Source organism: Blautia sp. Marseille-P3087, assembly GCF_900120195.1.
GTDB lineage: Bacteria > Bacillota > Clostridia > Lachnospirales > Lachnospiraceae > Blautia_A.
On the sequence record NZ_LT635539.1, the window covers coordinates 1,208,042 to 1,223,167 of the forward strand.

Sequence of the window (15,126 nt, forward strand, 5' to 3'; positions counted from 1 at the left end):
GATTCCTCCTTAGTTCAAAACATCTACTTTATTTTTTCTGATTCTCTTTAAAAATACATAGCCTACAAGGCATGAAATTATTTCAGTAATCGGAAATGCCCACCAGATCAGTGAAACTCCCATCTGTCCATTTCTGACAAACATGGAAAAAATTCCGGCCAGCGGCAGTATAATAATGAACTGTCTCAAAAGCGAAATAACAAGGGACTCTATACCACCATCCAGTGCCTGGTAAATACCCTGATAAGCAATATTGATTCCGGCAAACAAAAAGCTGACTGAGATTATTCTCATTGCTTCGATAAAATACTCTCTTGACTGTCCCGCATTAAACAATGTTGCAAATGCTCCGGGGAAAATCTCTGTGATTGCAATTCCCAGAATCATTAACACAATTGTATAGATCAGACCATATTTGATTCCAGCCTGAATCCTCTTCTTGCTTCTCATTCCATAAGCGAATGCAATGATCGGAGTGATCGCATCTCGCAGACCAAAAGCGAGAAACAGTACAAACTGCTGAACTTTATAAAATAATCCATAGGCTGTCTGCGCTGATGGATTGAATTTCAGGATCAGATTCATTACATAAACCATAATGGACATCAGCGCCTGCGCAATGATTGCCGGAAGTCCGATTGCATAGATTTCCTTGATAATCCCGCCAGCCGGCTTCATGTATTTTGCCCCATGCTCGAATTCCTTATTGAATTTGATATGAAAGATAAGCAGTAATACTGCAGATGCTACCTGACCAATTACAGTTGCATAAGCTGCACCTTTCACTCCCATTTCCGGGCAAGGTCCAATACCATAGATCATGATCGGATCAAGGATGATATTTACAACTGCTCCAACCACCTGGCCAATTGTGGAATAAAGAGAACGGCCTGTTGCCTGTAATAACTTTTCAAATAAAGAAAAGAAAATAATACCAAAAGAGATTACGCAGCATATCCTCAGATAGCTGACTCCCATCTCCAATACTTCTGTATCTACTGTCTGTGATGAAATATATGCTTTCACCCCAAAGATACCAAACAATAAGCAGACCACATAAATGAGCACTCCCAGAAACAGACTGTTTCCTGCTACCTTTGCAGCTTTTTTATTGTTTCCCTGTCCAAGTGTCCTTGCAAGAAGTGCATTGGTTCCTACACCGGTTCCAATCCCCACTGCCACCATAAGCATCTGCACCGGAAATACCAGTGTCAACGCATTTAGTGCTGCTTCACTGCCTACTCTCATATTTCCCACAAATGCACTGTCTACAATGTTATAGACTGCCTGCAATGCCATAGATAGGATCATCGGGATTCCCATCTGGACCATCAGCTTATTTACCGGCATCTCCTTCATCTTGTTGCTTTCCGCCATTTTTTAACTCCTTTCTTTTTGACACAAAAAAAGTGCGCACCTTGTCATATAAGCTGGACTTACGCTGACACGCTACACACTTTTTCATGGCGATATTCATTTTTCAAAATAAAAACGAGTAGCCGGTAAACTGGATTTACGCTTACTTGCTACTCGTTTCTTATAATTATATTTCCTCTTTTTCAAAAAGTCAAACAAAATTTTCCTTGCAGTCACGCCCTCTTATTCCGTAAAAGTATATCGTACAAAAGAGCCTTGATTATCTCCTGTTACTATTACAACATCTCCGCTTTCATTATGTGTGGATTCCAAAACCGGAAATCTTCCATTTTCCTTTACATAAGCTTCCGGACTGTCTGCTTCTGCCTCAATTAAAGACTTTTTACTGTATTTTTCTCCTCCACACGGATTTATTTCTTCAATAAAGATTTCATACTCATGCATGTATGGTTCCTCCTCAGATTCATTTTATAAAAACGAGCAGCATATGCTCCGGAAAGCCTGTAAAACAGGCACTTCTAGGATACACAAGACAGGACAAAAATCGACTTCCATTATCAAGAGGTGAGTGCTAATTAGTTATGAACATTCTGTGAACTGTTAATTGAAAAAGTAAATGCAATCATAGAACCTTGATCTTCCCAGAAAAGTCCGCTACAAAAAACGCAAAAAGAAACATCTTGATACACCAAATCCGGTCCTGTCCTCCTTACTCTGTTCTTTCGGAACTGTTCCCTGATGCTTCTTTTTCTCTTGCCTGGTGACCGCAGAAAATATGTTCAGGATGTTTTTAATCTCCTGCTGTCTGAACTTGGCCCACAGACTTATTCACAGCTGTTTCCGATAATACTGACAGACAACGGGAGTTCTTTCCTGGATCCTTCATTATTTGAGATGCCGCACCGGCAGGATGTCCTTACAAAGGTCTTTTACTGCGACCCCATGTCCTTCTGGCAGAAAGGACGCCTGGAAAAGAATCATGAGTTTATACGTTATATCCTCCCAAAAGGAACTTCTTTTGACTCTCTTACTGAACAGAAAGTAAACCTTATGATGAATCACATCAACAGTACGGCAAGAGCCAGCCTGAATAGCTGCACTCCATTCCATCTGGCTCTTCTTCTGCTTGATGCAAAACTGATGAGTCTCATGGATCTTCGATCAGTTCCCGCTGACCAGATCCACCTCAAGCCTGATCTTATAAAATAACAAACGCCCAAATATAATGCCTGAGAGAAGCAGTTTTCATCTCTTCAGACGGGTTGCATTTAGTCCTGCAAGATTCATGCCAGCCGTCTTATTTTGATGTTAAAAAGCTTCTGATGTTCATCTGTCTGCATTCTAAGTATAGCCTATTTCAACTGTAACTTCTATCTTATAATTGCATTTACTCTCTCAAAACACTTTATATTTAGCGTGATATACCCGGGTTGCAATAACTCTTGCATTCAACCTCTTCTATTCAGCCTTCCCCTCTGGGAAAATAATTTTAAACACAAAGAAAAAAATCACCATGGAAACTCCACCTGTGATAATTGTCACAAGCATGTTATAGACTGCCGGTGCCACATATGCAGCTGCAACTGGCATCCACAGATTATTAAATCCATTACAAATCAGTGAAATCACCACCCAAGCAATAAAATACCAGATTGCCTGATATACAGGATTTCCATGGCTTTTAAAAGTAATATTTCTCTGAAGTGGAAAATTGATACACTGTGCAAGAAATGAGCCCAATTCATAACTGATAAAATAGCCAAGTCCACCACCGATCAGTATATTCCCTGTTGCATCACGCAATACGTTATACCCCAGCAAGCTCCATGTGAATTTTACTCCAAACAGATTCATGGAAACCTTTGGCCACATAAATTCTGTACCAGCCAGACCAATTCCCAAAATTCCTGGTAAAAATGTAAATACAAGATACTGAAAGACTGTCACGCCCATACTGAATATAACAAAATAGAATATCTGGTAAAGCCATTTTGCGATAGCAGAATGATTCTCTTCAAAACATTTCCATATATTTTTTATATGATTCATCTGCACTTCCCTCCGGCTCCTTTTAATAATTTTTCATATTTCTTATTATTTCTTCTGTTTCTGAAATATCCGCCAACTACTTTTTTTACTCCAAGCATAAAGTGACCATTTACAGCATCGACAATTCCATATACCATTTCCATACTGACTGCCCCGCCGGTCATCTTGGCAATCCCCCGAAACGGCATATTGTAAATAAAAAGAATATTGAGATCCGGCTTTCCCTGTGCCTCACTCTTCTTTTTCATTTTTGTGAGACATCTATATATCAGTCTTGCAAGTCGGCTTTTTGCATAATACATCTGACAGATTGCATCATTGATTCCCAGATTTCCACTCCATCTTCCGTTCGGTATCTCATGGCCAAGAAGTTCACGAAATTCCTCATCTGATATTTTCCGCACGATTCCTGTATAATAGTAAGGCATTTTTGCCGGATTATACGGATACCCTTTACTATTTCCTGTTCTCTCAGTCATACCTGTTAAACGAATATCTGCAACACTGGCTCCTACCATAATCTGATAAGTTCCTGTTTCTATTTCCCACTGTCCTGTTTTTATATTCCAATAGCGGAATGTCTTATCATCAAAGGGAATTCTGACCTGTCTGCTTTCTCCCGCCTTCAGATAAACTTTTACAAATCCTTTCAGTTCTTTTTCCGGTCTGAACACGATTGCATTAGGAAGTCCTACATACATCTGAACAACCTCTGCTCCATCTCTGTCACCTGTATTAGTAACCGAAACTTTGATTCCATCCTCTTCTATGATAAGATCAGAATATGTAAATTCTGTATAGGAAAGCCCAAAGCCAAATGGGTATTGCACCCGGACTTTTGAAGTATCATAATAGCGATATCCCACATAAACACTCTCGCGGTATTCCGATGTTTTCTCATTACTTGGATAATATCGGAATGCCGGTGTCTGTTCATAAGATATGGGATATGTTTCTGCCAGTCTTCCTGATGGATTCACTTTTCCGGTCAGAATATCCATCGTTGCAGAAGCGCCTGCCTGTCCATTCAGATAGCCATGCAAAATCGCTTTGCAGCAGGTATGCCATGGCATTTCTATCGCAGATCCTGCACTCAGTATTCCAATAACATTTTCATTCACCTTACTGATATCCTGCAGAAGATCGATCTGATCCTGCGGAATACGCATATGAGTTCTGTCCAATCCTTCTGATTCACTGATCTCATCAAGACCAAAGCAGAAAATCACAATATCCGCATTCATAGACAAATTTAATGCAAACTTTCTGTCATTCTCATCTACATCTCCATTTCTATGATAGCCTCTTGTCATTCCCAAAATATTCAGATTATATTGTTGCAAAATCGATGACATATCTTCCACTTTTGTAGGATTGACCATAGAAGATCCTGCTCCCTGATATCTGGGTGAAAAAGCAAAATCTCCAATAACAGCGATGGATTTTTTGGTATCCAGCGGAAGAATCTGTTTTTCATTTTTCAGAAGAATCATGCTTTCTGCTGCTGCTTTCCTTGCCAGTTGATGATGTGCGTTTCTGTCAAAGTTTTTATCTGAAAGCTTCTTCCCTGATGTCAGTTCCATCACTGCATCCACCAGTTCTCCAACTCTTTCATCCAAATCCGCTTCTTTCAGCTTTCCATTTCGGACAGCAGCAATCACTTCTCTTGCAGAATCATACCCACAGGACGGCATCTCCAGATTTGAGCCGGCAGCAACACCTTTCACATGGTCATTGCTTCCGCCCCAGTCTGTTACTACAATTCCATCAAATCCCCAGTCTTTGCGCAAGATGTCTGTCAAAAGATGTTTGTCCTCATTAGCATAAATCCCATTAATCTGGTTGTAACTGCTCATGATTGCTTTTGCGTGTCCTTCTTTAACAGCTATCTCAAAACCGGTCAGATATATTTCTCTTAATGTCCGTTCGTCAACAACTGCATCCATTGCCATTCTCCGAAGTTCCTGACTGTTAACCGCCAGATGCTTCGGGCAGGCATAAACGCCTTTACTCTGTATTCCACGAATATATGATGCTGCCATCTTCCCGGAAAGATATGGATCTTCTGAAAAATATTCAAAATTTCTTCCACATAATGGGCTTCTTTTAATATTCAATCCCGGACCAAGCAGTATATTTACATCCATACTTGCTGCTTCCTCTCCAAGAGCCTGTCCAATCTCTTCCCCCAGATCCTGATTCCAGCTGTTTGCAATCGTCGCTGCTGTGGGAAAACAAGTTGCATTCAAGGATGCATTCAGGCCCAGATGATCTCCTGCTCCTGCCTGTTTTCTGATTCCATGCGGTCCATCTGAAAGAAAGATGGACGGGATGGAAAGCCTGTCAATTTCTCTGGTCTGCCAGACAGTTTTTCCACTGAGGATTGCTGCCTTTTCTTCTATTGTCATCTTTTCAACCAATTTTTGCTGTTTCATAACTGTTTTCCATCCCACTTTCATCCTTATTCAGCATTCTTTCTTTTCTTATATCCTCTGATTACCAGTACTTCCATTCCTGCCATGAAAAGTACTATTACAATATCGATACCAATTCCTGCTTTTTTCCAGTTTTCCATACCTGTTTCTTCGTGTTCTCCATCATAAGCCCAGCTGCTTACAACTGTATACATGACATTTTTGCAGGCATTTCTCATCTGAAGTACAGATGTCGGATGCTCCGGATTGGTTACATTGTTCTCTTCTCCGTTGAATGTGGACAACATTACATCTACTCCATTTGCCAAAGCTGCATCTGCATTCATAAATCCATGACCATTGTTTCGGAAGAAGTCTGTAAGCGCCATTCCCCTGAATCCCCATTCCTCTCTGAGGACTGTATTCATAAGGTTACTGCATTCTCCAGTCCATTTATCTCCAAGGAAGCTCCAGGAAACCATAACTGCATTTGCGCCACCCTGTTTTACAGAAATTTCAAATGGTTTCAGATAGATTTCCCGGATTGCCTGCTCATTCGACCAGGCACTTACCATTTTGGCATTTCCTTCATACAGAGCAAAATGTTTAATATAAGAATAAACTCCATATTTTCTTGCTCCTTCTACTGCTTTTGCTCCCATATTTCCTGCAAGAACTCCATCTTCTGAAAAGTATTCATAGTTTCTTGCTCCAAATGCGGTTCTATGAGTATTCATACCTGGTGCATACCAGCCCTCTGCACCCATTTCCTGACTGATCTTGCCCATGCATTCACCCCAGGCCTGTGCAAGTTCCTTATTCCATGTGGAAGCAACCACAACTTCAATTGGAAATCCAATAGAACCAACTCCTGTAAAGTTGTTATTAATTGCTGCTGGTCCATCGAAATCAAGTGTAGCCACTTTTCCCACAGAATCCATGGCTGCTGTCTGATAACCTGCCATTGCAATCATATTTGCCATTTCATCAACAGTAAGCTGATCCAGAAGTTTTTCCCAACGAGGATCGTCATAATCAGCATCACGCATATCAGCTAATGTAAGTCCATTATCTGCTCCCGTTGTCGGCATTACATCCTCATCATTGAGGTATGTAGTCTTGTCAAAGTTGCTGTTCAGATGATATTCGGAAACATATGGCTCACCCAGCTCTGCAGATGCCGGCGCTGCTGTAGCCTCTTCATAATTTGCAAAATGATCTGCTCGTGATAAATATGTCACATCGCCTTTTGCATCTTCAAATACATTTGTTGCTGCAGTATCATCTGATGATCTTTTATTTTCTCCCTTATATACTACATCTTTATCTACAGTATAAGTTTTCTGATCCAGCACAGTGTGTGAATCGCTGTTGATAGAAATCACATAATCGCCTTTTTCAAGAACATACGCTTTTGCATTATTCTCATCATAAGAGGCCATATCTTCTATACTGAATGTAACTGTAACAGTCTGAGATTCTCCTGGCTGAAGCAGATTTGTTTTTTCAAACTCGATCAGATTTGCAGAAGATTTCTCAATTCCCCCATTTGTATATGGCGGTTTATAATACACTTCTACTACATCTTTTCCGGCAACATCTCCTGTGTTGGTTACTTCTACATCTACAGAAATCTGTCCGTCTTTTTCCTCCAGTTCATCCATTTTCTGTTCAAATTCCGTATAACTCAGGCCATATCCAAATGGATACTGTACAGTCTTATCGTAATCAATCGCACCTTCCTGTGCAGCTGTTTCATAGTACTTGTATCCTACATAAATACCTTCCACATAATTGGTAAATGCCGGAGCATACACCTGCGCAGTTCCTGCGTTCATTCCTTCAACGGCCATATCTGCCAGATTTGTATACTCCGTTTTTTCTGCATTATTCCACCACGGAGCAGTCGTCATATCATAAATAAATGTATCCGGTGTTTTTCCGGAAGGATTGACTTCACCTGAAAATACTTTACCAAGTGCATTAAATCCCACATTTCCAGTTCCAGGACACCATACAACAGACTTAATCTGTGGATATTCATCTGTAAATCCAAGTTCAAACTGGTTTGCGCCATTATAAAGGACAATAACATCATCAAAATTATCACAGACCATGTCTACCATGTCTTTTTCTGTCTGGGAAAGCTGTAAATAATGCTCTCCTTCCGGGAAATCGTCATACGCATCAGAGTTATTGTCATAAGCTGCTTTGCTTACATCCATCGGAATATCGTTATGACCTTCACCTGCTTTTCTGGAAAGAACCACAACTGCCACATCAGAATATTCTTTTGCACTTTCAATAAGTTCATCACTGTATGTATCTGCCGGTGGTTCTGGTAATGTCCAGCTCTGTTTCTGAATTGACATTTCCGGATTATCTGCACCATAATTATTATAAAAATCAACAAGATCCTGATTAATAGAAAATCCTGCATTTTCAAGTCCCTGATTCAGGCTGACAATATCATACAGATCATTGATTCCTCCTGAGCCAGCTCCTCCGTAAGCCGGATTAATAGATTCCCAGCCAAAAATATTCAGTTTTTTTGTTTCATTTAAAGGAAGCAGGCTTTCATTCTTCAGAAGAACAATTCCGTCTTCCATAATTTCTTCTGCTGCTTCCGCAGCTTCTTCATTTGTTTCATCGCTTAAAGTTCCATTTCCCGTTGCAAGTCCAATCAACGTAGCCATTGGTCCAAAACAGATCATATTCACGCAGACAACAACTGCAAGAACCATTGCGATCGCAGCTTCCCTTCTTATCAGAAATTTTTTGTCCCTGCACATCCTGCGGCACGCGATCATAATTACGATTCCAATTACAAGTGCAGCAACAATACCGATAATATACGGTTTGCACAACTGTAATACCGCCAGGACGTCTTCCATTTCAACACTGATCATTCTCTTCTCCTCCTTTTTATCTGTCCTGTAATTTCAGGAACTGTTTCCTGTTGACCTTACTATATCATATCTTTTTCATCGTGCCGGTTTTGGCACAACATGCAAAAATATGGCATGAAATGCAAAAAAACACCCAGAGCTTTACATTACTCTGGGTAAAAGAATCTTTAATTCAAACCAGTTCTGATCCACTCCAAAATCCACAGAACCATTATATTTCTCCACAGCAGTACGAATGCTTTTTAATCCAAATCCATGGTTTTGTCGATCTACTTTTGTTGTTGTAATCAGATCATTTTCATTTTTCTGAATTTTATCTTCACAATAATTTTCTATTTTAATAAAAACAAAACTCTTTTTTGCAGATACCGTCAGATGAATCAGTCTTTTTTCCACTTCCGGTATCATAATTACATGTTCAATTGCATTATCCAATGCATTTCCAAAAATGGAACACAAATCTGTTACATGTATAAAATCCAGTAACTTACCATCCGCTACACAGGTAATCTGTATGTAATTTTTTCGACAATGAAAAATTTTAGCTGCAAGAATTGTATCCAACACCTGATTACCTGTTTTGCTCATATTTTCAAAGGCAGAGACTTCTTCCTCCATTGCATCAATCCATTTTTTACGTTTTTCTTCGTCTGATTCTGCACGAAGTGCTGTGATCTGATGCTTCAAGTCATGATATTTCATCTGTATGAGATCCAGACTGTCCTGATAATTTCGATACTGCTCATATTGACTTTTCAGGATCACATTCATTGCTGAAAGTTCTTTTTCGGCAATATACTCACTAATCCTGCTCTGATAAGCATGCAGGATTGCAATTCCTCCAAAATCAATCAGGGTTCTCATAGAAAAAATGTCTGCACGTTCTTTGCTTGCAAATGGTACATTTTCACTCAAAAAACTCAGATTACTGAACGCAAAGATTGTAACTGCCATGATTGCTGCTGCTACAACTTCTTTTACAGTCATCTGCTGAAGATAATCCTGTTTCAGATAATCCCTTTCCAGATAAATATCAATGACAAAACAACCACCGAAAATTATAATCGTAATCAAAATTTCAGTCCAGAAACTTTGAATTCCTCTCACCTGTACAATAGATACAATCTGCCACTGCAGAGAAGCAACAAACTCTGCCAACACAAATGCTCTGGCACAGCAATATCCTGCCCCAAGAGGTTTCATGCTTCCTCCAACCATAAGAAATACATACATTATAGCAACAGCAATAATCATACAGGGAATCCATAAAACCTCTGATACATTACCTGTCGCAACCAGAAAAGCACACTGCAATGCCAGCATAAGCAACACACCAATAAGAAAATGTGCAGATTTCATTTTTTCTCTTTTCAACATATAGAGATAAACCAGACACGCTCCCCACTCCGCAATTGCTGTATAAATTCTTGGAATATCCTGATATAACATAACTTCCTCCGTTATCCGCCCAACAAAATTAATCCATGTTCAGATTTTGCAAAAGTTTATTCATAAATTCCTTTTTTCTAGTTCTGCTGACTGGTATATGTACATTATGAATCACACAGTCAGAACCAACAATGCCTTCTACATGATTCATGTTTACCAGATACCCCTTGGCGCACCGGAAGAAATTATGAACTATCAATTTTTCTTCCAGTTCCTTTAACGTAACTCTGGAACTGTAATCCCCTCTTAAAGTATGAAAAACTGCATTATGTCCCTGTCCTTCAATAAAATAGATATCTGCTATATCTGTTTTTACGATTCCTTCTCCAATCGTAATCATAAGAAATTCCTTTGCCTCAGAACGAATACGTCCAATTGCTTTATCCATTTTCTGCGAAAAAGAAAAATACTCAACTGGTTTTACTACATAATCCATTGCATCAACTTCATATCCACGTACTGCATATTGGATCATATTTGTGATAAACATGATAATTACTTTCTGATCCATCTGACGGATTTTTTCTGCTGCTGTCATACCGTCCATAAACTGCATTTGGATATCCATCAGAATAATGTCAAAACCGCCACTGTAATTCTCTGTGATATCTTCTCCATCACCAAATACTGTAACCTTTATTGATCTTCCCCTTTCCGTTTGATATTTCCGGATATACTCTGTTAATTGTTTTACGTAAATTTCTTCATCTTCCACAACTGCAATCTGTATCATCCTATACCCTCCGCAAAAATTGCATTCTTTGTAACTGTTCAATCACACAATTTAGTTCCAGGTTTTTATTATTTTATAAATATCTTTTATTTCAGTATATCACTGCTTTTTTCTTGCATCAAGCGGATCTAATTTTACAAATTACAGCTGTATAATCTGGTTTTCTTTTATTATATATCAAATTCTTCTTGTTTCATATAATCTAATATAACATCTCCAAGATACGCTACATCCTCAGCTGCAAATGCCATTGGAAAATTATCAGAGAAAAGAATTTGTGCAGAAGGTGGAAATTCCTCATCACCTGACCATAAAATAAAACATAATTTTAATTCACGAAAAACTTCAAATTCGTAGGATACTTCTCCATATTTTTGACGTATCCCTGCCAATTTTTCTATTAATCTTTTAAAAACATCTTGTCTATTTCCATATGTTTTCGCGAGTCTCATAATACAACGCCCATAAAACTGCCTATAATAAACCTCTCCCCAAGGAAGATCACGATAGGACAAAAAACTCCCCGTAGCTTTCATATAATCTCCCTCCGAAAAATATCGTAACATCAAGATTTTTGCATGAATATCATTACACAAAATCGCATCTTTATCTGATTTATCTATGCAATGAATTTCGAACTCTGGATAACTGATCGTGTATGTGTTCTGCATAAACTTTATTATAAATGAAGTGTTCAACACCAGCCTCCATATCCATTAGCGCAAATTGGTCTTCTGTAAGCCTGAGATTTTGGATAAATTGAGTCATAACAGTTCCCATAGCACAAGAACACCCTTCATTTGCCTGATGGATTTTTCCACTGGTCATCAGTTTTACACCGTCCTTCAGACTATAATAATCTTCCGGTATATCATCTATAGTCCAGGTTTCCTCAAAAAACTGATGAGTAAATTTTGATAACATCATATCATTTAAAACATTTTGCTTACCACCGAAATAGTCTGTAAAATCTCTGGGAAGCTTCATACCTAGCTGTCGGTGTAGACCATAATTAGATTCATCGGAATCAATTACCAAAATTTCTTTTCCTCGTCTGGCTAAAGCCTTAGCCAAAAGACTGGTTACTGTACTTTTGCCACATCCACCTTTTCCACAAACTGCTATTTTCATCTCTATATTTACTCCTTTTTTTAATAATAAGCATTACATATGGCCATGCTTCAAACTGTCTTACTCCACTTCCTCCAGTTCTGTTCCTTCTGAAAGAATATATCCGCAGTTATCACATACTCCGTCCTCTGCAAGTATCCCGTCTTTCACAAAGGCTTCAATGCCTCCCGGTTCATGACAGCGTGGACAGTCTAATTCCTGTATCTTTTTCTGATTTCTTACATCCTGGCAATTGGAAAATTCAATTTTACCCATAGTGATTCCTCCATTTTCATTCCATATCAATTTGTCTTCGCAAAAAAGTTCCTACTATACGGGAAAAATTGCTGATATTACGAATATAGGCAAAATCTTTTCCATAGATTCTCTTTTCCACGGAGAGTTCTTCTTCATTCCCTACAAAAATACCAATTACGAAAATTCCCTGATTTCTGGCTCGACGCACCTCATATGCAGTATCTTTCACAGCTCCTTCTCCGTCATAGATTTTGGGCTGGCGGGTTCCTGGTCGTTGTATGCTCATATCACAGGGTTTTCCATCACTTAATACGATTAAAATCTTATTTTTTTCCGGTCGCTCCATGAGAGAGGAACAGACTGTTTTCAGTGCAAGCCCATCTCTGTTATTGGCATACGCCCGAAATTGAAAGATTCTTTCATTTGTTTCCCTTGGATCTTCATAATCCCGAAATCTCTGAATTACTGTATATCCCCAGAAAGCACAGTATCCTGTCACCCGATGAGGAATTCCTGCCTGGCTTAATGCTTCACTGATAATATATCCCTGAGCCGCTACCTGAGCCTGTCTGTCAGCCTGGGAACCACTGGAATCAATCAGGACGTCTATTACAAACTCAGAATCATCAGATCTTTTTTTTCTATTAAATAACTTGTCATCGTCTGTTCTTCCAATTTTCCATAACCTCTCAGGAACAAGCTGCCCTGCATCAGATCTGCTGACAAAATCATCCTTTCGGATTATAAATGCCCGTTTCAGTGACTCTGCCAACACAGAAATATTTCTTTTGATGATCCAGTGATTATTTCCATAATAGGCTTTATTTTTTTCAAACTGCAGCTGAGAAAAACGGTATTGATTATTTTTTATCACAGGGTTTTGTAAAATTCCATCTGTAAGATACAGAATACAGTTTTTGTGGATTCCTGTACAAAATTTCCGGTTGACTCTGGCCTGCTCCGCTTCACTTAGATACGATTTTCCGTAATTCAGTTCCACATATTCCCGTATCCGTCGCACTGCCTGTGGATTTATATTCTCCGAGCTTTCCGGAACTTCTTCATTTTCCGGAGAGAAATAAAATCTTTTTTTCTTTTTGTTTCTGATATCCAGACTCATCATCTTTTTTTTGAGATTAGAAAGATATTTTTGAATGATGTCTTCCATCTGTTCATCCGTCATGCATTCCTGCCACGCGTCATTGGCCAATGCCATATCCGGTAAATTCAGAATCTTCTCCAGATTTCCATTCTTTTTTTCAAAAGAGGGATCCAGAACATGATTATAAATCTCATCTATCACGTTTATGACATCTTCCGTATTTTCTGCATCCTTCAGAGAAAGAATCTTGTACAATGCAATCTCTGCCTGTGGATCCATTCCCTCATCGTCTGTGTTCTCCAGAACATGCCTTATATACAGAAACCTAATCCTGTGAATCAGGTCTGTTCCAGCTTTGTCTGATACCTGCTCTTTCTCGTCCTTTTCCAATTCTCTGAACGCCTGTTCTCTGATTTCCTTTGTTCCCAAACGTTCTCGAATGATAAAACGATTCACTGCAGCATCCATGCATAATCCAGCAAGAGGCAAAAGCATATCTTCTCCGGCAGAAAAATGTATTTTTTTCATCAAATACATGCCAAGTTTCTTCTGGTCAAAATATCGTGCAAAGGCACCCTGCTTCACTGCCTCATATAGAACCGTTTGTTTTGAATAAACATATTTTTCTGTGTCCGGTTCAAATTCCGTATCATAATCACCACTGACTGTCCAAAAAAGATTTCTGATACGATTGCTGATCTCCAGATGATGTTCTTCCAGTTGTTCCGCCGGCCATCTGACATCCTCCATACAAGTTTACCCCCATATGTCTTTTCCGGTCCAGGAAGATGGGATTCTGGTAGAAACCACATCTTCTACGATCTCTTTTTCAAATACATCAAAACTTTTATTTATGATTCCCATCTGGATTGCATCAATTGGAGAAAGTCCGCTTCTTGTTGCTTTTACAGCAGAAACCAATCCTCTCAGGTCAAGAGATTTCGTTGAGATTTCTCCATGATAAGCTTTGATCTGCAAATCCAGAAACAGTCCTGCAAAAGCTTTCAATGCACTTTTTTCCCCATCTGGAAAATGTTGCCTTAATACAAAAAGGACACTATCCTCATCCATTTCAGGCATATCGATTACCATAAACCTTGAAACCAATGCTTCATTTAGCTCTCTGGTACCTGCGTAACCATAATTCATCGTGCCGATAAATCGTGTTGCCGGATGAAGTAAAATCCTGTTATATCCTGGAATATCGATTCTGCGCCGATGATCCAGCGTGGCATGCAGTACAGAAACCGCATCATTTTTTGCCATATTGATTTCGTCCAGAATTCCAAATCCTCCAAATTCCGCGCATTGGTAAATGGGGCCTTTCCGAAGGCGAACCTCATTATTTATAAAGGTATCCGTTCCAATCAGATCGGCACTGTCTGTATTTACATGAAAAGAAATGTCGTATTCCGGTCTTCCGAATATCCATGCCAGTGTCTCACATAGTACATTTTTTCCTGTAGCTTTCGCACCGGAAAGTAACAGATTATCTCCCTGAAGAAGCGCTGCTGTTGACATTTCCAGAATCTTTTTCCCATAAAATAGGATATCCGGTTTTTCTACCCGTTCCTTTACCTGATCCTCTACCTCATAACGCATGTGAAAATCTCTCAGTTCTCCAATCAGTTCCTGCGCTATCTTCTGGTCTTCTAAATATTTTTCTATTTCTGTCCAATGGTTTCTCATGAAGATTTTCCTTTCTTTGCAATTGGTTATATCAAA

13 protein-coding genes are annotated in these 15,126 nt (G+C 39.2%); 1 reads left to right on the forward strand and 12 read right to left on the reverse strand.

The window, feature by feature from the left end; genetic code table 11:
- Positions 1–9 precede the first annotated feature (9 nt).
- Together BQ7344_RS05840 and BQ7344_RS05845 are read right to left on the reverse strand one after the other, a co-directional pair.
- Positions 10–1,377 (reverse strand): MATE family efflux transporter, encoded by a 1,368-nt coding sequence (locus BQ7344_RS05840; RefSeq protein ID WP_072521808.1) that lies wholly within the window; start codon positions 1,375–1,377, stop codon positions 10–12.
- A gap of 222 nt (positions 1,378–1,599) precedes the next feature.
- A complete protein-coding gene (locus tag BQ7344_RS05845) occupies positions 1,600–1,821 on the reverse strand; it encodes a hypothetical protein (RefSeq protein ID WP_015542162.1) in 222 nt (73 codons plus the stop codon).
- 450 nt (positions 1,822–2,271) lie between these two features.
- Between BQ7344_RS05845 and BQ7344_RS16290 the strand changes: the two genes are divergently transcribed.
- On the forward strand, positions 2,272–2,586 hold the full coding sequence (locus tag BQ7344_RS16290) for a hypothetical protein (protein WP_200793035.1): 315 nt from the start codon (positions 2,272–2,274) through the stop codon (positions 2,584–2,586).
- Between the two features lie 249 nt (positions 2,587–2,835).
- On the opposite strand, the gene BQ7344_RS05855 is transcribed toward BQ7344_RS16290, so the two are convergent.
- From BQ7344_RS05855 to BQ7344_RS05900, 10 genes are all read right to left on the reverse strand, one after another.
- Positions 2,836–3,426, reverse strand: coding sequence for a hypothetical protein (locus tag BQ7344_RS05855; protein WP_072521810.1), 591 nt, complete (start codon positions 3,424–3,426; stop codon positions 2,836–2,838).
- Positions 3,423–5,861, reverse strand: a complete 2,439-nt coding sequence (locus BQ7344_RS05860; RefSeq protein ID WP_200793036.1) for a glycoside hydrolase family 3 C-terminal domain-containing protein — start codon at positions 5,859–5,861, stop codon at positions 3,423–3,425. The genes BQ7344_RS05855 and BQ7344_RS05860 overlap by 4 nt, the downstream gene beginning before the upstream one ends.
- 26 nt (positions 5,862–5,887) lie before the next feature.
- On the reverse strand, positions 5,888–8,749 hold the full coding sequence (locus BQ7344_RS05865; RefSeq protein WP_072521812.1) for a glycoside hydrolase family 3 C-terminal domain-containing protein: 2,862 nt from the start codon (positions 8,747–8,749) through the stop codon (positions 5,888–5,890).
- Positions 8,750–8,890: 141 nt separating this feature from the next.
- Positions 8,891–10,198, reverse strand: a complete 1,308-nt coding sequence (locus tag BQ7344_RS05870; RefSeq protein WP_015542181.1) for an ATP-binding protein — start codon at positions 10,196–10,198, stop codon at positions 8,891–8,893.
- 28 nt (positions 10,199–10,226) lie between these two features.
- The gene (locus tag BQ7344_RS05875; protein WP_072521813.1) at positions 10,227–10,931 is read right to left on the reverse strand and encodes a LytR/AlgR family response regulator transcription factor; all 705 of its coding nucleotides are present in this window, start codon (positions 10,929–10,931) and stop codon (positions 10,227–10,229) included.
- Positions 10,932–11,101: 170 nt separating this feature from the next.
- Positions 11,102–11,602 (reverse strand): DUF3786 domain-containing protein, encoded by a 501-nt coding sequence (locus BQ7344_RS05880; RefSeq protein ID WP_072521814.1) that lies wholly within the window; start codon positions 11,600–11,602, stop codon positions 11,102–11,104.
- Entirely contained in the window at positions 11,547–12,062 is a 516-nt protein-coding gene (locus BQ7344_RS05885; protein WP_235816054.1) for a nucleotide-binding protein, read from the reverse strand. Before BQ7344_RS05885 ends, BQ7344_RS05880 begins: the two co-directional genes overlap by 56 nt.
- 60 nt (positions 12,063–12,122) lie before the next feature.
- Positions 12,123–12,317, reverse strand: coding sequence for a hypothetical protein (locus BQ7344_RS05890; RefSeq protein WP_072521815.1), 195 nt, complete (start codon positions 12,315–12,317; stop codon positions 12,123–12,125).
- Between the two features lie 16 nt (positions 12,318–12,333).
- A complete protein-coding gene (locus BQ7344_RS05895; RefSeq protein ID WP_072521816.1) occupies positions 12,334–14,151 on the reverse strand; it encodes a cobaltochelatase CobT-related protein in 1,818 nt (605 codons plus the stop codon).
- Positions 14,152–14,157: 6 nt separating this feature from the next.
- Positions 14,158–15,090 (reverse strand): AAA family ATPase, encoded by a 933-nt coding sequence (locus BQ7344_RS05900; protein WP_072521817.1) that lies wholly within the window; start codon positions 15,088–15,090, stop codon positions 14,158–14,160.
- Positions 15,091–15,126 lie beyond the last annotated feature (36 nt).